Source organism: Nocardia neocaledoniensis, assembly GCF_029868625.1.
GTDB lineage: Bacteria > Actinomycetota > Actinomycetes > Mycobacteriales > Mycobacteriaceae > Nocardia > Nocardia neocaledoniensis_A.
Genome location: NZ_JARWOJ010000379.1, coordinates 1 through 21,686 on the forward strand (window position 1 = coordinate 1; position 21,686 = coordinate 21,686).

Annotated in this window: 33 protein-coding genes and 1 pseudogene; 25 read left to right on the forward strand and 9 right to left on the reverse strand. The window is 68.8% G+C overall.

Going from position 1 to position 21,686, the window contains the following annotated elements:
• Nucleotides 1–157: 157 nt before the first annotated feature.
• Entirely contained in the window at nucleotides 158–442 is a 285-nt protein-coding gene (locus QH270_RS29855; protein ID WP_280347588.1) for a hypothetical protein, read from the reverse strand.
• Between the two features lie 218 nt (nucleotides 443–660).
• Between QH270_RS29855 and QH270_RS29860 the strand changes: the two genes are divergently transcribed.
• The 7 genes from QH270_RS29860 (at nucleotide 661) to QH270_RS29890 (ending at nucleotide 4,641) form a co-directional block, all read left to right on the forward strand.
• The gene (locus tag QH270_RS29860; RefSeq protein ID WP_280347590.1) at nucleotides 661–1,839 is read left to right on the forward strand and encodes a serine hydrolase domain-containing protein; all 1,179 of its coding nucleotides are present in this window, start codon (nucleotides 661–663) and stop codon (nucleotides 1,837–1,839) included.
• A 42-nt stretch (nucleotides 1,840–1,881) separates the two neighbouring features.
• Nucleotides 1,882–2,859: a porphobilinogen synthase gene (gene hemB, locus QH270_RS29865; protein ID WP_280347592.1), complete on the forward strand. Its 978-nt coding sequence runs from the start codon at nucleotides 1,882–1,884 to the stop codon at nucleotides 2,857–2,859.
• Nucleotides 2,856–3,368, forward strand: coding sequence for a hypothetical protein (locus QH270_RS29870; protein ID WP_280347594.1), 513 nt, complete (start codon nucleotides 2,856–2,858; stop codon nucleotides 3,366–3,368). The genes hemB and QH270_RS29870 overlap by 4 nt, the downstream gene beginning before the upstream one ends.
• A 123-nt stretch (nucleotides 3,369–3,491) precedes the next feature.
• Nucleotides 3,492–3,614, forward strand: a complete 123-nt coding sequence (locus tag QH270_RS29875) for a hypothetical protein (protein WP_280347596.1) — start codon at nucleotides 3,492–3,494, stop codon at nucleotides 3,612–3,614.
• Between the two features lie 34 nt (nucleotides 3,615–3,648).
• The gene (locus QH270_RS29880; protein WP_280347597.1) at nucleotides 3,649–4,089 is read left to right on the forward strand and encodes a hypothetical protein; all 441 of its coding nucleotides are present in this window, start codon (nucleotides 3,649–3,651) and stop codon (nucleotides 4,087–4,089) included.
• A complete protein-coding gene (locus QH270_RS29885) occupies nucleotides 4,086–4,355 on the forward strand; it encodes a hypothetical protein (RefSeq protein ID WP_280347599.1) in 270 nt (89 codons plus the stop codon). The genes QH270_RS29880 and QH270_RS29885 overlap by 4 nt, the downstream gene beginning before the upstream one ends.
• Nucleotides 4,356–4,428: 73 nt before the next feature.
• Nucleotides 4,429–4,641, forward strand: a complete 213-nt coding sequence (locus QH270_RS29890; protein WP_280347601.1) for a hypothetical protein — start codon at nucleotides 4,429–4,431, stop codon at nucleotides 4,639–4,641.
• Here the strand turns inward: QH270_RS29890 and QH270_RS29895 are convergent.
• Nucleotides 4,638–5,024 carry a hypothetical protein gene (locus QH270_RS29895; RefSeq protein WP_280347603.1) on the reverse strand — a complete coding sequence of 129 codons (387 nt, stop codon included), beginning with the start codon at nucleotides 5,022–5,024 and terminating at the stop codon, nucleotides 4,638–4,640. The two genes, QH270_RS29890 and QH270_RS29895, sit on opposite strands and share 4 nt — an antisense overlap.
• Nucleotides 5,025–5,220: 196 nt before the next feature.
• Between QH270_RS29895 and hemL the strand changes: the two genes are divergently transcribed.
• The 8 genes and pseudogenes from hemL to ccsB all read left to right on the forward strand — a co-directional run bounded on the left by hemL (nucleotide 5,221) and on the right by ccsB (nucleotide 11,749).
• On the forward strand, nucleotides 5,221–6,558 hold the full coding sequence (gene hemL, locus QH270_RS29900) for a glutamate-1-semialdehyde 2,1-aminomutase (RefSeq protein ID WP_280347605.1): 1,338 nt from the start codon (nucleotides 5,221–5,223) through the stop codon (nucleotides 6,556–6,558).
• Complete coding sequence (locus tag QH270_RS29905; RefSeq protein WP_432420452.1) at nucleotides 6,555–7,280, forward strand: histidine phosphatase family protein; 726 nt, start codon at nucleotides 6,555–6,557, stop codon at nucleotides 7,278–7,280. The genes hemL and QH270_RS29905 overlap by 4 nt, the downstream gene beginning before the upstream one ends.
• Nucleotides 7,277–7,918: a TlpA disulfide reductase family protein gene (locus QH270_RS29910; RefSeq protein ID WP_280347607.1), complete on the forward strand. Its 642-nt coding sequence runs from the start codon at nucleotides 7,277–7,279 to the stop codon at nucleotides 7,916–7,918. Before QH270_RS29905 ends, QH270_RS29910 begins: the two co-directional genes overlap by 4 nt.
• Complete coding sequence (locus QH270_RS29915) at nucleotides 7,915–8,148, forward strand: hypothetical protein (RefSeq protein ID WP_280347609.1); 234 nt, start codon at nucleotides 7,915–7,917, stop codon at nucleotides 8,146–8,148. The genes QH270_RS29910 and QH270_RS29915 overlap by 4 nt, the downstream gene beginning before the upstream one ends.
• Nucleotides 8,145–8,960, forward strand: coding sequence for a cytochrome c biogenesis CcdA family protein (locus QH270_RS29920; protein WP_280347611.1), 816 nt, complete (start codon nucleotides 8,145–8,147; stop codon nucleotides 8,958–8,960). The genes QH270_RS29915 and QH270_RS29920 overlap by 4 nt, the downstream gene beginning before the upstream one ends.
• A pseudogene (locus tag QH270_RS29925) lies at nucleotides 8,960–9,130 on the forward strand (cupin domain-containing protein); the annotation flags it as partial. The gene QH270_RS29920 and the pseudogene QH270_RS29925, both read left to right, overlap by 1 nt.
• A 133-nt stretch (nucleotides 9,131–9,263) precedes the next feature.
• Nucleotides 9,264–10,784, forward strand: coding sequence for a cytochrome c biogenesis protein ResB (gene resB / locus QH270_RS29930; RefSeq protein WP_280347613.1), 1,521 nt, complete (start codon nucleotides 9,264–9,266; stop codon nucleotides 10,782–10,784).
• A complete protein-coding gene (ccsB, locus tag QH270_RS29935) occupies nucleotides 10,784–11,749 on the forward strand; it encodes a c-type cytochrome biogenesis protein CcsB (protein WP_280347615.1) in 966 nt (321 codons plus the stop codon). Before resB ends, ccsB begins: the two co-directional genes overlap by 1 nt.
• A 132-nt stretch (nucleotides 11,750–11,881) precedes the next feature.
• Here the strand turns inward: ccsB and QH270_RS29940 are convergent, their stop codons facing one another.
• On the reverse strand, nucleotides 11,882–12,679 hold the full coding sequence (locus tag QH270_RS29940) for an SDR family NAD(P)-dependent oxidoreductase (protein WP_280347617.1): 798 nt from the start codon (nucleotides 12,677–12,679) through the stop codon (nucleotides 11,882–11,884).
• A 39-nt stretch (nucleotides 12,680–12,718) separates the two neighbouring features.
• A complete protein-coding gene (locus QH270_RS29945; RefSeq protein WP_280347619.1) occupies nucleotides 12,719–13,288 on the reverse strand; it encodes a hypothetical protein in 570 nt (189 codons plus the stop codon).
• Nucleotides 13,289–13,376: 88 nt separating this feature from the next.
• Here QH270_RS29945 and QH270_RS29950 point away from each other — a divergent pair, with 88 nt between their 5' ends.
• From QH270_RS29950 to QH270_RS29965, 4 genes are all read left to right on the forward strand, one after another.
• Entirely contained in the window at nucleotides 13,377–13,943 is a 567-nt protein-coding gene (locus QH270_RS29950; RefSeq protein WP_280347621.1) for a TetR/AcrR family transcriptional regulator, read from the forward strand.
• A 106-nt stretch (nucleotides 13,944–14,049) separates the two neighbouring features.
• Nucleotides 14,050–14,259: a hypothetical protein gene (locus QH270_RS29955; protein ID WP_280347623.1), complete on the forward strand. Its 210-nt coding sequence runs from the start codon at nucleotides 14,050–14,052 to the stop codon at nucleotides 14,257–14,259.
• On the forward strand, nucleotides 14,256–14,948 hold the full coding sequence (locus tag QH270_RS29960; RefSeq protein ID WP_280347625.1) for a hypothetical protein: 693 nt from the start codon (nucleotides 14,256–14,258) through the stop codon (nucleotides 14,946–14,948). Before QH270_RS29955 ends, QH270_RS29960 begins: the two co-directional genes overlap by 4 nt.
• A gap of 109 nt (nucleotides 14,949–15,057) precedes the next feature.
• Nucleotides 15,058–15,495 carry a DUF4189 domain-containing protein gene (locus QH270_RS29965; protein WP_280347626.1) on the forward strand — a complete coding sequence of 146 codons (438 nt, stop codon included), beginning with the start codon at nucleotides 15,058–15,060 and terminating at the stop codon, nucleotides 15,493–15,495.
• 67 nt (nucleotides 15,496–15,562) lie between these two features.
• On the opposite strand, the gene QH270_RS29970 is transcribed toward QH270_RS29965, so the two are convergent.
• The 3 genes from QH270_RS29970 to QH270_RS29980 form a co-directional block, all read right to left on the reverse strand.
• Nucleotides 15,563–16,216 carry a hypothetical protein gene (locus QH270_RS29970; protein ID WP_280347628.1) on the reverse strand — a complete coding sequence of 218 codons (654 nt, stop codon included), beginning with the start codon at nucleotides 16,214–16,216 and terminating at the stop codon, nucleotides 15,563–15,565.
• Nucleotides 16,217–16,279: 63 nt separating this feature from the next.
• Nucleotides 16,280–16,465 carry a hypothetical protein gene (locus QH270_RS29975; protein WP_280347630.1) on the reverse strand — a complete coding sequence of 62 codons (186 nt, stop codon included), beginning with the start codon at nucleotides 16,463–16,465 and terminating at the stop codon, nucleotides 16,280–16,282.
• Nucleotides 16,466–16,580: 115 nt separating this feature from the next.
• Complete coding sequence (locus tag QH270_RS29980) at nucleotides 16,581–16,790, reverse strand: BldC family transcriptional regulator (protein ID WP_019049435.1); 210 nt, start codon at nucleotides 16,788–16,790, stop codon at nucleotides 16,581–16,583.
• 163 nt (nucleotides 16,791–16,953) lie between these two features.
• Here QH270_RS29980 and QH270_RS29985 point away from each other — a divergent pair, with 163 nt between their 5' ends.
• From QH270_RS29985 to QH270_RS30010, 6 genes are all read left to right on the forward strand, one after another.
• Nucleotides 16,954–17,271: a DUF4229 domain-containing protein gene (locus QH270_RS29985; RefSeq protein ID WP_280347632.1), complete on the forward strand. Its 318-nt coding sequence runs from the start codon at nucleotides 16,954–16,956 to the stop codon at nucleotides 17,269–17,271.
• Nucleotides 17,268–18,353, forward strand: coding sequence for a PLP-dependent cysteine synthase family protein (locus tag QH270_RS29990; RefSeq protein ID WP_233000931.1), 1,086 nt, complete (start codon nucleotides 17,268–17,270; stop codon nucleotides 18,351–18,353). The genes QH270_RS29985 and QH270_RS29990 overlap by 4 nt, the downstream gene beginning before the upstream one ends.
• A gap of 55 nt (nucleotides 18,354–18,408) precedes the next feature.
• The gene (locus QH270_RS29995) at nucleotides 18,409–18,951 is read left to right on the forward strand and encodes a dihydrofolate reductase family protein (RefSeq protein WP_280347633.1); all 543 of its coding nucleotides are present in this window, start codon (nucleotides 18,409–18,411) and stop codon (nucleotides 18,949–18,951) included.
• 50 nt (nucleotides 18,952–19,001) lie between these two features.
• Nucleotides 19,002–19,223: a helix-turn-helix domain-containing protein gene (locus tag QH270_RS30000; RefSeq protein ID WP_110039216.1), complete on the forward strand. Its 222-nt coding sequence runs from the start codon at nucleotides 19,002–19,004 to the stop codon at nucleotides 19,221–19,223.
• The gene (locus QH270_RS30005) at nucleotides 19,223–19,804 is read left to right on the forward strand and encodes a Clp protease N-terminal domain-containing protein (protein ID WP_280347635.1); all 582 of its coding nucleotides are present in this window, start codon (nucleotides 19,223–19,225) and stop codon (nucleotides 19,802–19,804) included. Before QH270_RS30000 ends, QH270_RS30005 begins: the two co-directional genes overlap by 1 nt.
• A gap of 63 nt (nucleotides 19,805–19,867) precedes the next feature.
• Complete coding sequence (locus QH270_RS30010; RefSeq protein ID WP_280347637.1) at nucleotides 19,868–20,254, forward strand: phage holin family protein; 387 nt, start codon at nucleotides 19,868–19,870, stop codon at nucleotides 20,252–20,254.
• Here QH270_RS30010 and QH270_RS30015 read toward each other — a convergent pair.
• Nucleotides 20,251–21,120 carry a 1,4-dihydroxy-2-naphthoate polyprenyltransferase gene (locus QH270_RS30015; RefSeq protein ID WP_280347639.1) on the reverse strand — a complete coding sequence of 290 codons (870 nt, stop codon included), beginning with the start codon at nucleotides 21,118–21,120 and terminating at the stop codon, nucleotides 20,251–20,253. The two genes, QH270_RS30010 and QH270_RS30015, sit on opposite strands and share 4 nt — an antisense overlap.
• Before the next feature lie 22 nt (nucleotides 21,121–21,142).
• Entirely contained in the window at nucleotides 21,143–21,607 is a 465-nt protein-coding gene (locus QH270_RS30020) for an SRPBCC family protein (protein WP_280347641.1), read from the reverse strand.
• Nucleotides 21,608–21,686: the final 79 nt, after the last annotated feature.

Below are 21,686 nucleotides of genomic sequence, written 5' to 3' on the forward strand. Positions count from 1 at the left end.
CGGGGGGGGGGGGGGGGGTGCCGGAGCCGGCTGGGGGCGGGGGGGCGTTGGGCGTGGGGCGGCGGCCGGTAAATATGACCCGCCGATGCTGATGCGGTTTGGCACAATTGTACCCCCTATGCCCCCCCCACTGGGGGGGCCCTTCGGCGTTCCGGAATCATCGGCTGTAGCGCAGCAGGGTGCGGACCAGCCGGCAGGTGGCATCGGACGGTGGCCGCAGGTCGATCTGCTCGGCGGTGCGCCGGATGGTCTCGTTGGTGGCCTGATTCGGCAGGTACACACCGGAATCCAGCAGCGCGATGGTCAACCGCATGGCCTTGAGCCTGCGATTGTGCGCGACGTACCAGCGGCGCGGCCTGCCCGCGGGCAGCCGCTTCTTCTCCAGCGGCACATACGGTCCGGTGATGAACGTGGACTTCGGTGCGGTGGCAATGGCGTGCATGGCGTCCTCCCGTCGCGAATGGGTCCCGCCCCCGACGGGCACCCTCGAACACGCTTTCGATTGTAGCGAGGGGGTCCGACAAGTTTCGGCGATCTCTCGCGGAAGCCATTGAGCTCCAGTGGGATTCGATGTTATCCACAGGGTGCGCACGGCCCGTCGCCGGGCACCTGTCGGACCGTTGTGATCTAGTTGGCATCGATGTCACGGGAGGAGACGCGATGACGGCGAACGCGATCGGCGAGCGCCTCGGCGCCCACGTCGAGGCCGACGAACTGCTCGGCCTGGCCTGGCTCGTCGCGAACGGCGACGAGGTGGCGACGGGCGCGATCGGCCATGTCGACGACGCGCGTACCGCACCGGTGCGTACCGACACGATCTTCCGCATCTCCTCGATGACCAAACCGCTCACCGCGGTCGCGGCATCGATCCTCATCGACGACGGCGTCCTCGACCCCGCCGAGCCCGTCGACCGCCTGTTGCCCGAACTCGCCGACCGCCGCGTGCTCGCGCACCCGGCCGCCGAGATCACCGACACCGTCCCCGCGCGGCGCCCGATCACGGTCGACGACCTGCTCACCTTCCGGCTCGGCTGGGGCATGGACTTCACCGACTTCTCGCCGAAGCCACTCGATACCGCGTGGAGCGAGCTCGGCCTCGGCTGGGGCCCGCCGACGCCGGCGGAGCTGCCCGGTCCCGATACCTGGCTGGCCCGGCTCGGCAGCCTGCCGCTGCAATACCAGCCGGGGGAGCGGTGGCTCTATCACGTGGGCGCCCCGATCCTCGGTTTCCTGGTAGGCAGGGCCGCCGGGCGGCCGCTCTCGGAATTCCTGGCCGAGCGCGTCTTCGGCCCCCTCGGCATGGTCGACACCGGCTTCTCCGTCCCCGCGGACAAGCTGACCCGCTTCGGGCCGCACTACTCCGACAAGGAGGGCACGCGCGTCCTCTTCGACACGGTCGACGGCCAGTGGAGCACCCCGCCGGAGTTCGAGGGTGGCGGCGACGGACTCGTCTCGACGCTCGCCGACTACCACCGGTTCGCCCGCATGTTGCGCGCGGGCGGTGAACTCGACGGCGTCCGGGTCCTCAGCGAGCGCGCCGTCGCCACCTTGTCGACGGATCACCTCACCGCGGAGCAGCGCGCAGCGGGCGGGCCGAACGGCGACGGCAGCGCGGGCTGGGGCCACGGGGTCGGGGTGCTGCTCAGCGACCTGCCGGACGGTCCGCGCGCCGGCTCCTACGGCTGGTCGGGTGGGCTCGGATCCACGTGGTCCAACGACGGCGAGGTGACCGGCGTCCTGCTCACCAACCAGACGTGGGGCTCGTCCGGCCCGCTCCCGGTGTTTGCCACGTTCGAGTCGATCTTGGGTGAGGTGGCCCGCCGCGGCGAGGGCGTCTAGGCGCTGCGGCGGGGCTTCGCGCGCAGGCGTATTCTGCGGGCTATGACCGCTTTCGACCGCCCGCGGCGGTTGCGCAGGACCCCCGCGTTACGTCGGCTCGTCGCCGAAACGACCCTGGAACCGCGCCAGCTGGTACTGCCGATGTTCGTCGCCGACGGCATCGACGAACCACGCGAGATCAGCTCGATGCCCGGGGTGTATCAGCACTCGCTGGACTCGCTGCGCAAGGCGGCGGTGGAGGCCGTGACCGCCGGTGTCGGCGGCCTGATGCTGTTCGGTGTGCCGCTGCCCGAGGACAAGGACGCCACCGGCAGTCAGGCCAGCGATCCGAACGGCATCCTCAACCGCGGCCTGCGCGCGCTGGCCCAGGAGGTCGGTGACGCGACGGTCGTGATGGCCGACACCTGCCTCGACGAGTTCACCGATCACGGCCACTGCGGCGTGCTCGGTACCGACGGCGCGGTCGACAACGACGCCACCCTGCACCGCTATGTCGAGATGGCGCTGGCCCAGGCCGAGGCAGGCGCCGATCTGCTGGGCACCAGCGGCATGATGGACGGCCAGGTCGGCGCGATCCGGCGGGGCCTGGACGCGGTCGGGCGCACCGACACCGCCATCCTCGCCTACGCCGCCAAGTACGCCTCCGCCTTCTACGGCCCGTTCCGAGAGGCCGTCGGCTCGTCGCTCGAAGGCGATCGCCGCACGTACCAGCAGGATCCGGCCAACCGTCGCGAATCGCTGCGCGAACTCGACCTGGACCTGGCCGAGGGCGCCGACATCGTGATGGTGAAGCCCGCGATGTCCTACCTCGACATCCTGCGCGATGTCGCCGACCGGTCCACGGTCCCGGTCGCCGCGTACCAGATCTCCGGCGAGTACGCGATGATCACCGCCGCCGCCGAGCGCGGCTGGATCGACCGCAGGGGCGCGATCCTGGAGTCGCTGATCGGCATCCGGCGGGCGGGCGCGGACATCGTGCTCACCTACTGGGCGACCGAGGCGGCACACTGGCTGTCGTGATCGTTCCGCCGCACAAACCCGAGACCCCGCCCATGCCCGAAGACGTCGGTACCGCGCGCCAGCTGTGGTGGGCGGTGGCCGGGCTCGGTGTCGTGTACGCCATCGCCACCCTCGTCTCCATGACCGGTCAGCGCGCCGAGCTGAGCAAACAGTTCCTCGATGAGATGCGCAAGACGGATCCTGCCATCACCGCCTCGACCGTCGATGCGATCGTGTTGGTGGCTTTGGTGTTCACCGCGATTCTCGCCGTAGCGCTCGCCGGGGTGACGGTGTTGATCGCCCAGCAGCTCGGCCGCGGTAAGCAGTGGGCCCGCACGGTGCTCATGGTCGTCGCCGTCTGGCTGGGGATGGGCGCGATCGCGACGATGTTCGCCTTCTCCGGCGAGTCGAGCGTCGCCACGATGATCGCCGGCGGCACCTCGATCGTGCAGGGTGTGCTCGCGGTCGGCGCCGCGTATCTGAGTTACCGCCCGGAATCGACGAAATACTTCCAGCTGAACCGTCGGTGAACGCAGGGTTGAACGCCGCCGTTTTTCGCGCTCGACCGGCCAGAGTGTATGGTGAGCATGGTCACAGTGATTTCGGGGTACTCGCTGTGATGTAACCGGTAGGGAACCGGTGGAGCGGAGGCAATGATGCGCGTGGTGATCGAGCAGCCACACAGCCTGCGGCGCGATCTGCTGGTCATCGGTTTGATGGTCCTGCTCGCGCTCGTCACCATCGCGATCGTCCTGCTGCCGAGCCTGGTCGGCTGATCCGCGGGCGCCGAGGCGCCGCGGTATCGCATACATGGTGTTGTTCTCCGAGCCCGGCGCGCGCTGGCGTGCGGTCGCCTACGGACCCCTGCTCTGCGCGGGCATGCTGCTGATGGAATGGCTCTTCGGGAGCACCCTGCACGGTTTCGCGCTCGGCTTCTGTGCCGTGGCCATCGGTGGTTTCACGGTCCTGCAGGTGATCGCCGGACGCACCCACGGGCGGGTCGAGCTGACCGAATCGACCCTGCGTCAAGGCGTCGAGACACTCCCGCTCGCCGACATCGCCGAGGTGCTGGCGCCCGATGACGACGACGCCGCCGAGGCCAGGCCCCTCGGCGCGCTCACCGGGGTGCCGCGCCGTCGCCGCGGCATCGGGCTCCGCCTGGCCGACGGCCGCGTCGTGCGGGCCTGGGCGATCGACCACGCGGGTCTGCGCGCCGCTTTGACCGGTGCCCTGGCAGGATCGCGGGAATGAGACGCTGGATCGTCGCGGCGCTGATCGAACTCGGCCTGGCCGCGCTCTGCCTGGTCGGAGCGGTCTACAGCTGGAGCAACGCGCGCCGCACCACCGAGTTCGTGACCGCCGACGACCACCCCGCGTTCGAGGCCGTGCGATACGCGCCACCCATGCTGGTGCTGGCGACGGCGCTGGTGATCGTCGCGGGGGTGCTGGCGATCGACGCGATCGCCCGGATCGCGGCCAGATCTGTAGCGCCGGACGCCATTCGAGCGATGCACTGAGGGAAGTCGAATCTCGATGTGCACGTTGGGATTCGGGACATTCCGGACCGACATCTCACGAAGGAAAACCCGTATGACCAGACTCACCGCTGGACTGTTCACCGCCGTCGCGGCGATCGCCCTCGCCGCGGGCCCCGCCCAGGCCGCGACCGGCCTGCCCCTGACTCCCATGGCCGATCCGGCCGCCGGTGGCTTCGCCCCGGAGACCGGCTCGAGCGGCATCTACAACGGCATCATGTGCCAGCTGCACACGATCTCCGCCGAAGTCCCCTGCATGTACACCTAACCGGCCCACTGCTGGTAGACGTCGACGACGCGGCCACCGCGCGTGCCCGGCGCGTTCAGGTAGACGGTGACGGTGCCGTCGGGATGACTCGCCGCCTCCGCGACCACCTGGCGCAGGGTGGCGCGGATGCCGCCGTCGGCGTCGCGGTGCAGATTCGTGTCGCTGTGCAGCCCGGCGCCGATCCGGTTGGCCGGCACGAACATCGCGGTGAGCGCCGGGATCGGCCCGGCGCCGAGCGCGACGGTCTCCTCATGGTCGAGTTGGGCGCCGATCCGATCCGGCTGTGCCTGGGGAGCGAACGCGGCGGCCGAACCCGCGCCGAGGATCACTCCGGCGGCGACGAACCCGGTGCCGAGGGCAGTGCTGGTGACGCCGAAACGCATGAAATACCCTTCCGCTGATTGCTGATGACGTGCGCGAGCAGCCCGCAGCGTAGCCGCAGGCCAGCGCACCCGGATCGACATCATCGGCCCGAGACGGCGGCGTGTCGGGCGTGTCGCCGGTGGGTCGCTGCGGTCTGGGTCACTGTGCCCCACCCTGTCGTCCGGCGCGCCGAGGCGAGCTGAGAGACTGGAATCCGTGAGTTCTTCCGCGCGCGCGACCAGGTCATCGGTGCCGGTTTCCGCCCAGCTCTTCGAGCGGGCCGCTTCGGTGATCCCAGGTGGTGTCAATTCCCCGGTCCGCGCGTTCAACTCGGTCGGCGGCACGCCGCGGTTCATGGCCTCGGCCAAGGGCTACACCCTCGTCGACGCCGATGGCCACGAGTACGTGGACCTGGTCTGTTCGTGGGGCCCGATGATCCTCGGCCACGCGCACCCCGCCGTCGTCGAGGCGGTGCAGCGGGCCGCCACCGGCGGACTGTCCTTCGGCGCGCCGACCGAAGCAGAGATCGAGCTGGCCGAGGCGATCGCCGCCAGGGTCGAGCCGGTCGAGCGCGTGCGCCTGGTCAACTCCGGCACCGAGGCCACCATGAGCGCCGTGCGGCTGGCCCGCGGGTTCACCGGCCGCGCCAAGATCATCAAGTTCTCCGGCTGCTACCACGGCCACGTCGACGCGCTGCTGGCCGACGCGGGCTCCGGCGTCGCGACCCTCGGCCTGCCGACCTCGCCCGGCGTCACCGGCGCGCAGGCGGCCGACACCATCGTGCTGCCCTACAACGACCTGGCCGCCGTGGCCGCCGCGTTCGAGGCGCATCCCGGCCAGATCGCGTGCGTCATCACCGAGGCCGCCGCGGGCAATATGGGCGCGGTCGCGCCGCTGCCCGGGTTCAACGAGGGCCTGCGCACGCTCGCGCACGACAACGGCGCGCTGCTGATCATGGACGAGGTGATGACCGGATTCCGCGTGAGCGCGGCCGGTTGGTACGGCCGCGAGGGCGTCGCCGGTGACCTCTACACCTTCGGCAAGGTGATGAGCGGTGGCCTGCCTGCCGCCGCGTTCGGCGGTCGCGCCGAGATCATGAACAACCTCGCCCCGCTCGGCCCGGTCTATCAGGCAGGCACGCTCTCCGGTAACCCCGTCGCGGTCGCGGCCGGGCTGGCGACCCTGCGCGCCGCCGACGCCGAGGTGTACGCGGCGCTGGACCGCAACGCCGATCGGCTCGGCGCGCTGTTCACGAAAGCCCTGACAGAAGCGGGTGTCGAGCACCAGGTCCAGTTCGCAGGCAATATGGTGAGCGTGTTCTTCGCCGACCGCCCGGTGACCGACTATGCCGCCGCCAAGGCGAGCCAGACCTGGCGCTACCCAGCCTTCTTCCATGCCTTGCTCGACGCGGGCGTGTACGCGCCGCCGAGCGCGTTCGAGGCCTGGTTCGTCTCCGCGGCGCTCGACGAGGACGCGTTCGACCGTATCGCCGCCGCTCTGCCCGCCGCCGCCCTCGCGGCCGCGGCCGCAACCCCCGAAGGATCCAAAGCGTGAGCTCCGACCAGCCCGACGCAGAACTCGCCGTCGACGAGGCGCCGCATCCGGCGCCCGCCGCCGCACCGCCCGCCCTCAACGACGACCCAGCGACCGTGGAAACCATCGTGCACGTGCTGCGGCACGGAGAGGTGCACAACCCGAACGGCATCCTCTACGGCCGCCTGCCCGGGTTCAGTCTGTCGGTGGCCGGGCGTTCGCAGGCCGCGGCCGTCGCCCGCTCGCTGGCCGACCACGACGTCTCCCTGGTGATCGCCTCCCCGCTGCAGCGCGCCCAGGAGACCGCGGCCCCGATCGCCGCTGCCCACGATGTCATCGTGCGTACCGACGAGAACCTGATCGAGGCGGGCAACACCTTCGAGGGCCTGCGCGTCTCGGTCGGCGACGGCGCGCTGCGCAAGCCGCGGCACTGGTGGAAACTGCGCGACCCGTTCACCCCGTCCTGGGGCGAGCCGTACCTGCAGATCGCCCACCGCATGCTGGCCGCGGTCAACAAGGCTCGCGTCGAAGGAGCGGGGCACGAGGTGGTGCTGGTCTCGCATCAGCTGCCCGTGTGGACGCTGCGCCGGTTCCTGCAGGGCCAGCGGCTCTGGCACGACCCGCGCAACCGCCAGTGCTCGCTGGCCTCGCTGACCTCGCTGGTCTACCACGGGGATACGCTGGTCGACATCGTGTACTCCGAGCCGGCCGGCGCCTCCGACCCCACGGTCCACGGCGCATGACACGCTCCACCGCATCGGTATCCGTCCGCAGTCACCGGCTGCGGGCGGTGACCGCCGTCGTCTCCGCCCTGTTCGTGATCGTCGCGGCCGCGGGCTGTTCGACCGGCACCGACGCGGTGGCCACCGGCGGCGGGACGTTCGAGTTCGTCTCGCCCGGTGGCAAAACCGACATCTTCTACGATCCGCCCGCCCAGCGCGGCACGATCGGCAAGCTGTCCGGACCCGATCTGATGAACGAGGGAAAGACCGTCTCGGTCGCGGATTTCCCGGACCAGATCGTGGTCGTCAATCTGTGGGGGCAGTGGTGCGGCCCGTGCCGCGCCGAGGCGCCCGCGCTCGAAAAGGTCTACGCGGCGACCAAAGACAAGGGCGTCGCGTTCCTGGGCATCAATGTCCGCGACCACCAGCGCGACAAGGCTCAGGACTTCGTAGTGGACAACAAGGTCGAGTACCCGTCCATCTACGACCCGTCGATGCGAACTCTGCTCGCGCTCGGCGGAAACTTTCCCACCAGTGTCATTCCGACCACGTTGATCCTGGATCGTCAGCACCGGGTCGCCGCGGTCTTCCTTCGCTCGCTACTGGCAGAGGATCTGCAGCCCGTGGTCGAGCGCATCGCCGCCGAGGAGAAGCAGTGAGCCGTCGTCGTCCCGGAAATCTGACCGCGTGTCGCCCCCGCCAGGGCGCCCGCCGCATGGGCGCCGGCTGGACCGTCGACGATCGTTGGGCGGGCATCGCGACCGTCCCGCGCAGCGTCGCCGGTGCCGGCCTGTTCGATTTCGGCCCGGCCGAACCGGCCGAGACCGAGCGCACCCTGTCGTTGCCCCGCGACGAGCAGCGTGACGAAGAAACGAGCGCCACCGAGTGACAACGCTCGCCGCAGTCGGGGACTCGTTCCAGCAGACCGCGGCATCGGGTCCGTTGCTGTTGGCGCTGGGTGCCTGCCTGCTCGCGGGCCTGGTGTCGTTCGCTTCACCGTGTGTCGTGCCGTTGGTGCCGGGGTATCTGTCGTATCTGGCCGGACTGGTCGGTGCCGAGGCGCCGCCCGCCTCCGTCGCCCAGGCCGGCACGCTCACCGCGCAGCGCCGTAGCGCCAAGCTGCGGGTCGCCGGTGCCGCCGGACTGTTCGTCGCCGGGTTCACGGTGGTGTTCGTGCTGGCCACGGCCACCGTGTTCGGCCTGATCCAGACCCTCAACGTCAATCGGGAGTTGCTGCAGCGCGTCGGCGGTGTGGTGACGATCCTGATGGGTCTGGTGTTCATCGGCCTGGTGCCCGCGCTGCAGCGCGACACCAGGATGGAGCCGCGCCGGTTCACCAGCATCGTCGGCGCCCCGCTGCTCGGCGGGGTCTTCGCGCTCGGCTGGACGCCGTGCCTCGGCCCGACCCTGTCGGGCGTGATGGCCGTATCGGCGGGAACCGACGGCACCACCGCGGCGCGGGGCGTCGCCCTGATCGTGGCGTACTGCCTCGGGCTCGGCCTGCCCTTCGTCGTGCTGGCGTTCGGTTCCGCCGGTGCGTTGCGCGGGGTCGGCTGGTTGCGGCGCAATTCGCGCACCATCCAGGTAATCGGGGGTGTTCTGCTCGTCGTCGTCGGCATCGCTCTGGTCACGGGGGCCTGGGACCAGTTCGTCAGCTGGGTGCGCGACGGCTTCGTCTCCGAGGTGACTCTCCCGATCTGATGACTGACACACTGACTCCCCCCACCACCCCCACCCCGCCCGCCGGTCGGGAGGCCGGGCCACACTGGCACCCCGAGATCAGCGAGACCTGGACGATCCGCAGCGGCCGGGTGCGCTTCCGGATCGACGGCACCGAGATCGTGGCCGAACCGGGCGACACGGTGACAGCGCCCCCGCGGGTCCTCACCCCATCTCAGCACTCCCACACTCACCCCCCCCCCCCCCCCCCCCCCCCCCGCCCGGCAGCCGCTGCCGGCCCGGGCCTGGGCCCTGATCCGCAACACCTGGCGCGGGCTCACCAGCATGCGTACCGCGCTGGTGCTGCTGTTCCTGCTGGCCCTGGCGGCGATCCCCGGCGCCCTGCTGCCGCAGCGCAGCCTGAACACACAGAAGGTCGAGCAGTACATCGCCGACCGGCCGACGCTGGGTCCGTGGATGGACCGGTTCGAGCTGTTCGACGTGTTCGGCAGCTTCTGGTTCACCGCCATCTACGTGCTGCTTTTCATCTCGCTGGTCGGCTGCATCCTGCCGCGCTGCTGGGACCACTACAAGGCCCTGCGCACGCCGCCCGTGGCGGCACCGCGCAATCTCGGCCGGTTGCCGCACCACTCCAGCGAGACCGTCGACGGCGCCGCGGAGGAAATCGTCGACCGGGCGCGCGGACAGCTGCGCGGCTGGCGCACCGAGGTGCGGCCGGGCAAGCGCGACGGCGAGGTGACGCTGTCGGCCGAGAAGGGCTACCTGCGCGAGTTCGGCAACCTGGTGTTCCATCTGTCGCTGGTGGGGCTGCTCGTCGCGATCGCGCTCGGCAAGCTGTTCGGCTACGAGGGCAATGTCATCGTGATCGCCGACGGCGGGCCCGGCTTCTGCACCACCTCGCCCGCGGTGTTCGACTCGTTCCGCGCGGGCAACGTCAACGACGGCACCGGGATGACGCCGCTGTGCGTGCGCGTCAAGGACTTCAAGGCCGACTACCTGCCCACCGGCCAGGCCGAGATGTTCACCTCCAATATCGAGTACCAGGCGGGCGCGGACCTCACCACCGACACCTGGCGTAGCACCGAGCTGCGGGTCAACCACCCGCTGCGCGTCGAGGGCGACCGCGTCTACCTGCAGGGGCACGGCTTCGCGCCGACGTTCACCGTCACCTTCCCGAACGGTGAGACCCGCACCGAGACCATCCAGTGGCGTCCCGACGACGCCCAGACCTTCCTGTCCAGCGGTGTCCTGCGGATCGATCCGCCCGGCGGCATGTACGCCACCGACGAGGAACGCCGCCAGAACCAGATCGCCATCGAGGGCCTGTTCGCGCCGACCGCGACATTCCACGGCAGTCTGCTCACCTCGTCGTTCCCGCGGATGGACGATCCGGCCGTCGCCGTCGACATCTATCGCGGCAACACCGGCCTCGACACCGGCCGCTCGCAGTCGCTGTTCGCACTGGACTCGGAGATGATCAAGCAGGGCCGCCTCACCAAGGAAGCCCGCGTGAACCTGCGTCCCGGCGAGTCGACGACGCTGCCCAGCGGCGCGAAGGTCACCTTCGACGGCGCGAAGGAATTCGTGAATTTGCAGGTCTCGCACGACCCCGCGCAACAGTGGGTGCTGGTGTCCGCGCTGACGATGATGGCAGGCCTGCTGGTGTCGCTGCTGGTGAAGCGGCGCCGGATCTGGGTGCGGGCGTACCCGGCTGAGGTCACGGCGGGTACCGTGGATCAACGACGGACCGTAGTAGAGATGGGCGGTCTGGCCAGAAGCGATCAGGCGGGCTGGGGCGGCGAATTCGACCGGCTGCGGGCGCGCCTGCTGGGAACGGAGAACTGATGCCGATCGACGAAACGGTGGCGCGCTACAGCGACTTCGCCTTCATGTCGGCCATGGCGATCTACGCCCTGGCGCTGGTGCTGCTGCTCGTGCAGTACGCCTCCGCGCGGGCCAAGCAGGTCGCGGCGCGCGAGCTCGTGCCCGCCGGCGCGCCCGTCGACCCGTCGCTGCCCGGCCGCATCGAGACACCGCAGGCCAAGCCGACCGCCGAACGGCTCGGCAATATGGCGTTCTCGGTGCTGGTGGTCGGCGCGGTGCTGCACGTCGTCTCGATCGTGCTGCGCGGTTTCGCGACCAACCGTTTCCCGCTGGGCAACATGTACGAGTTCACCACCATGGCCACCGCGGCCGCCGTGGTGATCGGCCTGTGGTTCCTGCGCGAGCAGCGCTACCGGTCCATGTGGGTGTTCCTGCTGGTCCCGGTGCTGATCCTGATGTTCCTGGCCGGCACGGTCCTCTACGCCGACGCCGCGCCCGTGGTGCCCGCGCTGCGCTCGTTCTGGCTGCCGATCCACGTCACCATCGTCAGCGTCGGCAGCGGCGTCTTCCTGGTCTCCGGCGTCGCCAGCCTGCTGTACCTGTATCGCATGCGTCAGCCCGCCGGCGAGGAGTCGAACAACGTCCTCGGCACCATCGCCCGCCGCCTCCCCGACGCCCGCACCCTCGACCAGCTCGCCTACAAGACCACCATCATCGGCTTCCCCCTCTTCGGCGCGGGCGTCATCCTCGGCGCCATCTGGGCCGAAGCCGCCTGGGGCCGCTTCTGGGGCTGGGACCCCAAGGAAACCTGCTCCTTCATCGCCTGGGTCCTCTACGCCGCCTACCTCCACGCCCGAGCCACCTCGGGTTGGCGCGACACCAAGGCCGCCTGGATCAACATCGCCGGCTTCGTCGCCATGCTCTTCAACCTTTTCATCATCAACATGGTGATCTCGGGTCTGCACAGCTACGCCGGACTGAACTGAAACCGCTTCTACCTGTGCGTTCGACGCGTTGGCTCGTCGGCCTCGGCCCAATGATCGGCTTCGGTACGTCACCCGCGGCGACGGATCAGGTAACGACGAAGGCCGCCATCGGCGTTGGTCGATGAGCCGGTTTCAGCTGTTCTTGAAGGGGTTGAAGGTCTTTCCCAAGAGGTAGCCCAGGCGGACGGGCAGCGGTTTCATCGCGGCCGCGGAGATCTTGTTGACCGTGCCGGGGACACACACCGGCTTGCCTTTCATCACCGCGGCCCAGCCCTCGGCGACGACGGCGTCGGGCTGCTGCCAGAGAATGCCGGGCAGGTGCTCGGCTTTGTCGCGAGTGCCCATCACATCGTGGAATTCGGTGTGGGTGAAGCCGGGGCACAGGGCGGTGACATGGATGCCGTGGGGTTTGAGTTCCATGTCGAGGGCCTGCGAGGTGTTGAGGACGTAGGACTTGATGCCGGTGTAGAGCAGGCTGGCCGCGGGTGGGGCGAACGCTGCGACCGAGGACAGGTTGACGATGCGGCCCCAGCGACGTTCCTTCATGCCGGGGACGACCCGATGGGCGAGTTCGGTCTGAGCGGTCACCATCAGCTGGATTTCCTTGGCCAAGATTTCCCATGGCGTGTCGGCGAAGGCGGTCTTGCCCGACAGTCCCGCGTTGTTGATGAGGATGTCGATGTTCAGGCCTTGCTGGTCTGCGTGGTCAAGGATCGCGGCGGGTGCGGCGTGATCGGTGAGGTCGGCGGCGAACACCTCACAGCGCACGCCGTGCTGTTCGGTCAGCTGCGCGGCGAGTTCCCGCAGCCGGTCGCCACGGCGGGCGACCAGCAGCAGTTGGTGGTCTCTCGCGGCCAGGTGGTGGGCGAATGTCGCGCCGATGCCAGCGGAGGCGCCGGTGATCAGGGCGGTGCGGGGGGATGTGGTCATGGTTCCTTCGCTCAGGGTGGTGATCGTTCGATGCGGGCGTCAGGCGGGAGGGCCGGGCAACTCGCGGGGGCCGGGGGTGAAGGCGGTCCGGGCTGTGCCGATGTCGCCGCGATAGGGGCCGACCGGGCCTGTCAGTACGAACGGGCGGGGAACCCGGCGCTGTGCGTCGGTGAATCCCCAGGTACCCATGCCCAGGTAGACGCCCGGCGCCGCGCGCCGGACCTCGTCCACCATGTGGATCGACCCGCACAGCGAGGTGAAGGCGCGATAGATGAGTGTGTAAGCGGGAGCGCCGTCGTAGCGGGAAGGCGCCAAGAGGGTGCGCATGGGGTAGCGCTGCCGGACCCGGCCGAACTCGCCGAAAGTGTTGTAGCCGCGTCCACTGTTCTCGTCGACGGGCCGGAATGCCTTGCACAGCCACGGCCCGAGGGGGTTGGCCACGGCCGCTTTCCCGGTCACCTCGGCGAACAGGTTCGGCTGAGCCAGTAGCCAGGCGGCGTACTCGCCGTCGATCTCGCTGATCGTGGGGGCCTCCAGAGTCGTGAAAAGGGAGAGCAGCTGTTCGGTATCCAGCGCGCGCAGTTCAGCGGCCGCATTGTCGGTGTCCACGGGAACCAACCTCGTCTCTCGTGTTTCTTGAGCGGTACTCAAGAAACCGTAGCGCTTTCTTGAGCGCTGCTCAAGATAGGATGGCGAAGTGCCCCGGAATCGACGCCCCCAGGACCGCGAGGAGAAGCGCGAGGAGATCATCGCCGCCGCGCGACAGCTGTTCATCGATGACGGCTTCGAGTCGGCCTCCACCGCGCGGATCGCCCGAACCGCAGGCGTCGCCGTCAATACGATCTACTGGTACTTCCAGGACAAGGACGAGTTGCTCATCGCGGTACTGGATCGTCTCCTGGCCGAGGCGCTCTCCGCCTATACCGAAATGGCCGACATGTCGTTGAACGACCGGCTGCTGTGGGTGGTCGACCAGCTCGACCAGCTCCACGGGCTGGTCAATACTGTCCACGCCCGTGTTGCGGCTTCGCCCGCCATCGACGCCTGGCACTCCGCCTTCCACCGGCTGGCTGACGCGTTGTTCGACGACAGCCTCCGCGCTGCGGGTGTCACCGAGGCCGACCGCGCGGGAATGTCCGCCATCGGCACCTTCGTCATCGAAGGACTCCTCACCCACAAGCGCGACGACGCGGACAAACGAGCGATCGTCGATCTCCTCGTTCGCAGCATCACCACCGCCCCCGGTCTGTCAGGGCCCAACTGACCGCGATTCTGAGCTACGCCGGGACGGGCTGGACGGCTTCGGCTGCCCGGATATGTCCGCGAGGAAAGGCCGCGACACCCCGCTTGGTTCGAGGAAGAATCGAGCCGTGGACGACTGGCGCCTGATGGACCAGCAGGGCTGGCTGGCAGAGCGAACGCTGCGCTGGAGCCGATGGACCAGTACGTCACGCGATTGGGACCATGACCACTGCGCGTTCTGCTTCGCCGAGATCGCCGCTGCGGCCGCCCGCAGGATTGACGTGGTCGTTGCGCGGACCGAGCGGTATTCGATTGCTCGTAGGAGACTTCCGGTGTGATCGTGATGTGCGGGACTGCCGTGCGGTGGGTATCGGGTGACAGCACCGCAGGGGGTGTCATCGAGGTTCAGTTCAGCGATGCCACGGGGGTCGTGCATTCCATCGTCGACAAGGTTCCGGTGTTCTGCGGGCCGGAAAGCCGTGGTTTCCATCCTGGCTCCGTGTATCCGGCTCCGTGCCCGGTCGAAGTCGTCATCGTCGAACAGCTCGTCGGCCGGACGGTGGTGGATCTGCGGTGGTCGCTCTCGACCGCCGAAGAGCGCCGCTTCGTAGTGCCGGCGGCCGCGATCCCGGCCCCGCGGGCGTGGAGGTCCGACTTCCACGTGTTGCCGTGGGATGAGGTTGCCGCGACCTGCCGTCGGATGTCGGACCGGTACCCCGAATTCCGGCATGTGACCGACGTCGTCGACAGCGTGCTGCGCTCGGGCTGCGATCATCTGCTTGTCGGATCGGTTTCCATGCACGATGTGCTGGTCGCAGCTAGGCCGGTGGTGATCGGTGCGATCGAGGAGGTCGTCGTGCGTGCGCCGTCGTCGTTGGTGCCGGTGGCCGACGGGACCGTGGTGATCGACTGCCTGTCGGACGTTCATCCTGATCGTCTGGTGGCTCCGGTACACGAGGCCGTTCCGTTGTTCTGGCGCTGTGTCGGCAACGTTCTCGGCGTCACGCCAGGTCATCAGCCCTGGTGATAGCCGTTGGGGCGGCGTTGTGATCCTCTGGTGAACTATGGGCGAATCGGACAGGGGTCGGGGATGATTCGGCGGTTCGTGTCCACGTGTGTTCGAGGGAAAGCGCTTGATGAAGTTCATGGGTAAGGCTGTCGTCGCGATGGCGGCGGTGGGTCTTGCGGCCGGGTCGGTCATCGGGGCCGGTGCGGCGAACGCGGAGGGGAAGCTCTACGGGGCCATCGCCTTCAGCAGCCAACAGTGGTCGTACGGCACCGGTGTCGACTGGACCAGCCGCGAGTACGCGATCGAGGAGGCGCTGTTCTGGTGTGAGCTGGACGGTGCGTCCGACTGCGTCGTGCTGGTCGACTGGTCCGACGGCTGCGGGGCGCTCGTCTACACCGATGGCGCCGTGGCCACCGGCGCGGGCTTCAACAGTTCCGCCGCGCTGTTCGCCGCGCACACCAGCCTCGCCAGGTACCACCCGCCGGCCTTCCTGGCCAACGTCGGTTCCGCCGACAAGTCGGACACGGAGATCAGCGAGGTCGTCTGCACGGCCAACGCGTCCTGAGAACGCGGAAGACCCCGGAACCGCGACGGATCCGGGGTCTTCGGGTCGGCTCGAAATGCCTCCGGGATCAGCAGTAGTAGCAGATCTTGTTGGCCGGGAGTTCCACGTGGCAGTTGAGGCACACCGGCTTGCGGACCGGTTCCGGCTTGGGGACGGTGACGCGGGCCGAAGATGCCGAGGAGCGCTTGGGCTTGGTGGCGGCTTCCGCGGCTTCGGCGGTGGCCAGCGCCTGGGTGGTCTGCTGGCGCAGGGCCGCGACCTTGGGGGTGAGGGTGGGCAGGCCGCCGTCGGCGGGGAGGTCGGTGGCGTAGTGCTGGTAGCACTGCCAGCGGGCGGCGGCGGCGTGCATCTCGAGGTCGTCGGGGATGGGCAGGCCGGCGAGTTCGAGGATGTAGCGGTAGCCGGTGCCGACGGTCTGGTTCTTGCGCACGCACAGCGCGCTCAGCGGCGGCTCGTTGTTCTTGTGACAGTGCTCGGCGACCCGGTCGAGCACCACGGGCAGCCAATGCTGCCACTTCACCTGCGTGCGGATCCCGGATTCCTCCTGGACCAGCTCGGCCAGCTCGGTGTTGACGATGAAGTTGTTGAACCGGGTGGCGGTGTCGGCGAGCACCTCGTGTGCCGCGCGAGTCCACGCCGACCTGGCCTCGGTGAACGTCACGGCGCTGCCGTCGGCCGCGCGCCAAGTGGTCGGAATGGAACCCTGCTGCACATCGATCACCGGAATACGTTATCTATTCAGGTTTTTCAGGGTGCATCGGGGGTATGTGCGAGAGCTCACGCCTCAATGGTCGCCGGAGTCGTCGCGGTGCTGCTTGCCGAGTCGCCAGAGGAATTCCGGGTCGTCGTCGGGGCCGAGGATGGGCCTGCGCCCTCCGCCCGATGGGGGACGGGGCTTCTCGGGGCCGAACGCCTTCCAGCACAGCACCGCTACGGCCACGATCGCGATGAGTGCCAACAGGTACGTCACGTCGCTCACCTCCTGCTATCGAGGGTAGCCGTGTCCGCGCCGTGTGCACATGAGCAACGGAAGGGAAATTTCCGGCGAACGCGAGCCCATGCGGACTCGCGTCGGCCGGAGGGAGTCAGCGGGGCGCTGCCTCGGTGGTGAGCGATTTGAGCAACTGCAGAACCTCGGACTCGCGGAATCGGCGATGTCCGCCCGGCGTGCGCAGCGAACCGAGCCTGCCCGCATGGGCCCACCGAGTGACGGTCTTCGGGTCTACATGGAACATTGCGGCCACTTGGCCTGGTGTCAGCAGAGTGTCCTGGCCGCCGACGGTGATCGCAGTCATAGCTAACCTCTCCGTTCTCGACAGTTCCCTCATCAGATGGCGTCATCGTCGCACTGCGACCCCCACCTAGTCGAACCACCTACTGTTGGTAAAGGGGAAGTAATAGACAAAAGCCGCGAACAGGGCCTCATCAGTCCAGCTGTGCTGGGGTTAGGCTGTTCTGGTGAGTGAAGCAACTGGTCAGCAAGGTTCTGGCGCGGGGAAGCGGCTGGTCCGCAATCTGGCCCTCTACACGCTGGCCCGGCTCGGGCTCGTCGTGCTGATCGCCGCGGCGATCATGGGCGTGGCGTATCTCATCGGTATCGAGGTGCCGATCATCGTAGCGGCGCTGTTCGCGTTGCTGGTCGCGATGCCGCTTTCACTGACCCTGTTCAAGAAGTTGCGCACGCGCGTCAACGAGGACATCGCGATCGTCGACGCGCGCCGCCGGCAGGACAAGGCGCAGCTGCGGGCCCGGCTGCGGGGTGACGACGAGGCGTGAAGTACCTCGACCGCAGCGCGCCGCGGGACTGGGTCGACAACGCCGTGCGGCTGATCGACGCCGACTCCCAGCGCTCCGCCGACACCCACCTGCTGCGCTACCCCCTGCCCGCCGACTGGCCGGTGCAGCTGTACCTGAAGGACGAGTCGACCCACATCACCGGCAGCCTCAAGCACCGGCTGGCGCGTTCGCTGTTCCTGTACGCGATCTGCAACGGCTGGGTCACCGAGGGCACGACGGTGGTGGAGGCGTCGTCGGGGTCGACGGCGGTGAGCGAGGCGTACTTCGCCAAACTGCTCGGCCTGGATTTCGTCGCGGTGATGCCGGCGAGCACCTCGCCGCAGAAGGTGGCGCTGATCGAAGCGCAGGGCGGCCGTTGCCATTTCGTCGAGCGCGCGCCGGAGATGTACACCGAGGCCAAGCGCCTGGCCGCCGAGACCGGCGGGCACTTCATGGACCAGTTCACCCACGCCGAGCGGGCCACCGACTGGCGTGGCAACAACAACATCGCCGAGTCGATCTTCCAGCAGCTGGCGCTGGAGACCCATCCCGTGCCGGAGTGGATCGTGGTCGGCGCGGGGACCGGCGGCACCAGCGCCACCATCGGCCGCTACATCCGGTATCGCAGGCACGCGACCAGGCTGGCGGTGGTCGACCCCGAGCACTCGGCGTTCTTCGGCGGCTACGAGACCGGTGACGCGGGCTACGAGACCGGCATGCCGTCGCGGATCGAGGGCATCGGCCGACCTCGGGTCGAGCCGTCGTTCGTCGGCCAGGTGGTCGACCGGATGATCGTCGTCCCGGACGCGGCCTCGGTCGCGACCGCGCGCCACGCCAGCGCGGTGCTCGGCCGGCGCGTCGGCGGGTCGACCGGCACGAACCTGTGGGGCGCGTTCCACCTGGTCTCGGAACTGCTGCGGGATGGCCGCAGCGGAAGCATCGTCACCCTGCTGTGTGACGGTGGAGATCGCTACGCGGGCACCTATTTCGACGATGCCTGGGTCGAGAGCCAGCAGCTGGACCTCACCGGCCCCACCGCCGTCCTCACCGAATTCGCGGCGACGGGGCGTTGGAACGGCTGATTCCGGCCGACTGAACCTGACACAGGATGTCAGGTTCAGTTGTCAGGATCGTTCCATGACCACTACCTACTACACCGCCACCAGCCTCGACGGCTACATCGCCGACCCCGACAATTCGCTGGACTGGCTGATGGCCGTCCCCGATGCCGACGGCGCGACCGGCGATGTCGACGAGTTCCTGCGCGATATCGGCGCCATCTGTATGGGCGCGACGACCTACGAGTGGATGGTGGCGAACCACCCGCCGGAGGTCTGGCACGACCACTACGGTGACCGCCCGGCGTGGGTGTTCACGCACCGCCAGCTGCCCGAGATCCCCGGCGCCAACCTGCGTTTCGTGGCGGGTGAGGTCGAGTCGGTGCACAAGCAGATGCTCGCGGCCGCGGGGGATCGCGGTGTGTGGATCGTCGGTGGTGGCGAGCTCGCCGGGCAGTTCGCCGATGCCGGCCTGCTCGACGAGGTGATTCTCGGCGTGGCTCCGGTGGCTCTCGGTGGTGGCGCGCCCGTGTTCCCGCGCCGGATTCTCGCGGACCGCATGCGGCTGGTGGACGTGGTCCGGTTCGGTCAGTTCGCCAAGCTGGTCTACCACCTGAGCTGATTCGTCAATTTTTCTTGACATACATCGGTTCGTCAATCAAAATTGACGTCATGACCGATGCAACAACGCTCGCCTCGGCGGCGGGCAATCCCGATCCGGCGGTCGGCCTGCGGGCCGTTCTCGCGCTGCGCAGGCTGGCCGACCGGCTCGAAGCCATCCAGGTCGCCAATGCCAGGGCCAACGGTTGGTCCTGGCAGGCGATCGCGGAGGCGCTCGAGGTGAGCAAGCAGGCGGTCCATCAGAAACACAATCGGAAAGGTGGGACCCGCTGATGTTCGAGAGGTTCGGGCAGCATGCCCGCACGGCCGTGGTGCTGGCGCAGGAAGAGGCGAGGGAACTCGGCGCCGAGCGGATCGGGCCGGAGCACTTGCTGATCAGTCTCGTCGGCAACGCCGACCCCGGCCTGGCCGCCGTGCTCGCCGGGCGCGGCATCACCGCCGCGCAGCTGCGCACCGGCGTCGCCGAACGCGCGCAGGCAGGCCCACTCGGGATCGATGACGCCGCGGCCTTGCGTTCGATCGGCATCGATCTCGACGCCGTGCAGGCCAGTGTCGCCGAGAACTTCGGCGCGAACGCCTGGGACGACGCGGAACCCGAACCCAGGCGCGGTGTCCTCGAACGACTGCTCGGCGGCAACTGGGGGCACATCCCGTTCACGACCAGCGCCAAGAAGTCGCTCGAGCTCGCGCTGCGCGAAGCGGTGCATCGCAAGGACCGCGAGATCTGCTCGGCCCACCTACTGCTCGGCGTGCTGCGGGCCGACGAAGCCACCACGGCCGAACTGCTCGGCGGGCGGGCCGCGCTCACCGCGCTGCGCGCCGACATCGCCGGGATGCTCGACCGCGCGGCGTGAATTCTTGCCGCCGGTGTGTGTCAGACCCGGTGTGATGTCCGATTTCCGGCCTAGCATGGCTGTATGCAGCTAGCCATTCGATTGGTCATCAACGCCATTGCCATCTGGGCAGCGGTCGCGTGGATCGACAAGATCGACATCCTGACCCCGGCGGACTCGGGAAACTGGGGCAAGGCCCTGGTCATCCTGATCGTCGCGGCGGTGTTCACCGTGGTGAACGCCGTCATCAAGCCGATCGTGAAGCTCCTGTCCCTACCGTTCGTGATCCTCACGCTCGGCCTGTTCCTGCTGATCGTGAACGCGGGCATGCTCTGGCTGACCGCGAAGATCACCGAACTGTCCGACTACGGCCTGCGCGTCGACGGGTTCTGGGCGGCCCTGTGGGGTGGCGTGATCATCTCGCTGGTCAACTGGGTCCTCGGCATCATCGTCCCGGACGGCGACGACTAGCCGAAGCCGACGGCCAGCGCGCTGAGCACCGACCACGCCAGCATCGCCAGGCCGCAATCACGCAGGGCGGGAATCAGATCCAGCCCGCCCTTGCCCGTGCGCACGGGGGCGTTGGCCCGGATCGCGAGCGGTAACGCGAGCAGTCCGGCCAGCGCCAACGGCGTGCGGGCGACCAGCGCGAGGCTGACCACGAACGGCACCGCGAGCAGCACCAGGTGCAGGGTGCGGGTGCGCGCGTCGCCGAGTTTCACCGCGAGCGTGACCTTTCCGGCCTCGGTATCGGTCGGGATGTCGCGCAGATTGTTGGCGACCAGCACCGCGCTGGAGAACGAACCGACGGCGATCGCCATCAGCAGCCCGACCCAGTCGACGCGCAGCGCCTGCACGTACTGGGTTCCGAGCACGGCGACGAGCCCGAAGAACAGGAAGACCGCGATCTCACCGAAACCGCTGTAGCCGTAGGGCTTGCTGCCGCCGGTGTAGAACCACGCGCCCGCCAGGCACAGGGCGCCGATCAGGACCAGCCACCAGGCCGTGGTCACGGCGAGCACCAGCCCGGCGACGGCACCGACCGCCAGACTGAGCACAGCGGCGGTGCGGACGGCGGTGGGGGAGGCCAGCTTCGACCCGACCAGGCGCAGCGGGCCGACGCGCACGTCGTCGGTCCCGCGGATGCCGTCGGAGTAGTCGTTGGCGTAGTTCACGCCGACGATCAGTGCCAGCGAAACCAGCAGCGCCAGCGCCGCTTTCCACCAGACGGCCCCGTCGATGGACGCGGCCGCGCCGGTGCCGGCGATGACCGGCGCGATCGCGTTGGGCAGCGTCCGCGGCCGGGCGCCTTCGATCCATTCCGCTGCTGTAGCCATGGATCGAAGCCTAGCCTCGGCGTCAGGAACCGGTCGCCTCGGCGATGGTCTTGAGCCGGGCCAGGCCCTTGTCGAAGTCCTTGCCGATCATGTTGTCGATCGGGAAGACCTTGCCGAGCACGCCCATCAGGCCCGAGTGGGTGCCGGTCATCCGCCAGGTCACCTCGGTGCCCGCACCGCTCGGGACGAGGGTGAAGGTGACGAAGTTGGTGGCCTTGAAGGGCTTCTCGAAGGCCAGTTCGATGCCGATCTCGCGCTCGGCGTCGGCCTTGATCTCCATCGCGCCCGCGCCCGCCTTGCGGTTGCCGCGCCAGGTGTAGCGGGCGCCGACACCGGATTCGGGCCCGGTGTAGGTACGCGCGAGCTGCGGGTCGGCGTCCTCCCATGGCGACCACAGACGCCACTGGCGGAAGTTGTCGATGAAACCGTGGATGCGTGCGGGTTCGGCGGCAATGGTCGTGCGCCGGGTCACCTCGAAGTCGCCCATGCGCGACAGCCTAGGCCGCCGGGGTGACAAGTTCGTGGCGACGGCGGTGGTGTCGCGACGACGGGCGAGCGCGCGTGCT

What these genes read in the sequence shown, in the direction of transcription:
- QH270_RS29855 (WP_280347588.1), bottom strand. Translation starts at nt 442, where the DNA reads ATGCACGCCATTGCCACCGCACCGAAGTCCACGTTCATCACCGGACCG.
- QH270_RS29860 (WP_280347590.1), top strand. Translation starts at nt 661, where the DNA reads ATGACGGCGAACGCGATCGGCGAGCGCCTCGGCGCCCACGTCGAGGCC.
- hemB (WP_280347592.1), top strand. Translation starts at nt 1,882, where the DNA reads ATGACCGCTTTCGACCGCCCGCGGCGGTTGCGCAGGACCCCCGCGTTA.
- QH270_RS29875 (WP_280347596.1), top strand. Translation starts at nt 3,492, where the DNA reads ATGATGCGCGTGGTGATCGAGCAGCCACACAGCCTGCGGCGCGATCTG.
- QH270_RS29880 (WP_280347597.1), top strand. Translation starts at nt 3,649, where the DNA reads ATGGTGTTGTTCTCCGAGCCCGGCGCGCGCTGGCGTGCGGTCGCCTAC.
- QH270_RS29885 (WP_280347599.1), top strand. Translation starts at nt 4,086, where the DNA reads ATGAGACGCTGGATCGTCGCGGCGCTGATCGAACTCGGCCTGGCCGCG.
- QH270_RS29890 (WP_280347601.1), top strand. Translation starts at nt 4,429, where the DNA reads ATGACCAGACTCACCGCTGGACTGTTCACCGCCGTCGCGGCGATCGCC.
- QH270_RS29895 (WP_280347603.1), bottom strand. Translation starts at nt 5,024, where the DNA reads ATGCGTTTCGGCGTCACCAGCACTGCCCTCGGCACCGGGTTCGTCGCC.
- QH270_RS29910 (WP_280347607.1), top strand. Translation starts at nt 7,277, where the DNA reads ATGACACGCTCCACCGCATCGGTATCCGTCCGCAGTCACCGGCTGCGG.
- resB (WP_280347613.1), top strand. Translation starts at nt 9,264, where the DNA reads ATGCGTACCGCGCTGGTGCTGCTGTTCCTGCTGGCCCTGGCGGCGATC.
- ccsB (WP_280347615.1), top strand. Translation starts at nt 10,784, where the DNA reads ATGCCGATCGACGAAACGGTGGCGCGCTACAGCGACTTCGCCTTCATG.
- QH270_RS29940 (WP_280347617.1), bottom strand. Translation starts at nt 12,679, where the DNA reads ATGACCACATCCCCCCGCACCGCCCTGATCACCGGCGCCTCCGCTGGC.
- QH270_RS29965 (WP_280347626.1), top strand. Translation starts at nt 15,058, where the DNA reads ATGAAGTTCATGGGTAAGGCTGTCGTCGCGATGGCGGCGGTGGGTCTT.
- QH270_RS29980 (WP_019049435.1), bottom strand. Translation starts at nt 16,790, where the DNA reads ATGACTGCGATCACCGTCGGCGGCCAGGACACTCTGCTGACACCAGGC.
- QH270_RS29995 (WP_280347633.1), top strand. Translation starts at nt 18,409, where the DNA reads ATGACCACTACCTACTACACCGCCACCAGCCTCGACGGCTACATCGCC.
- QH270_RS30000 (WP_110039216.1), top strand. Translation starts at nt 19,002, where the DNA reads ATGACCGATGCAACAACGCTCGCCTCGGCGGCGGGCAATCCCGATCCG.
- QH270_RS30005 (WP_280347635.1), top strand. Translation starts at nt 19,223, where the DNA reads ATGTTCGAGAGGTTCGGGCAGCATGCCCGCACGGCCGTGGTGCTGGCG.
- QH270_RS30010 (WP_280347637.1), top strand. Translation starts at nt 19,868, where the DNA reads ATGCAGCTAGCCATTCGATTGGTCATCAACGCCATTGCCATCTGGGCA.
- QH270_RS30015 (WP_280347639.1), bottom strand. Translation starts at nt 21,120, where the DNA reads ATGGCTACAGCAGCGGAATGGATCGAAGGCGCCCGGCCGCGGACGCTG.
- QH270_RS30020 (WP_280347641.1), bottom strand. Translation starts at nt 21,607, where the DNA reads ATGGGCGACTTCGAGGTGACCCGGCGCACGACCATTGCCGCCGAACCC.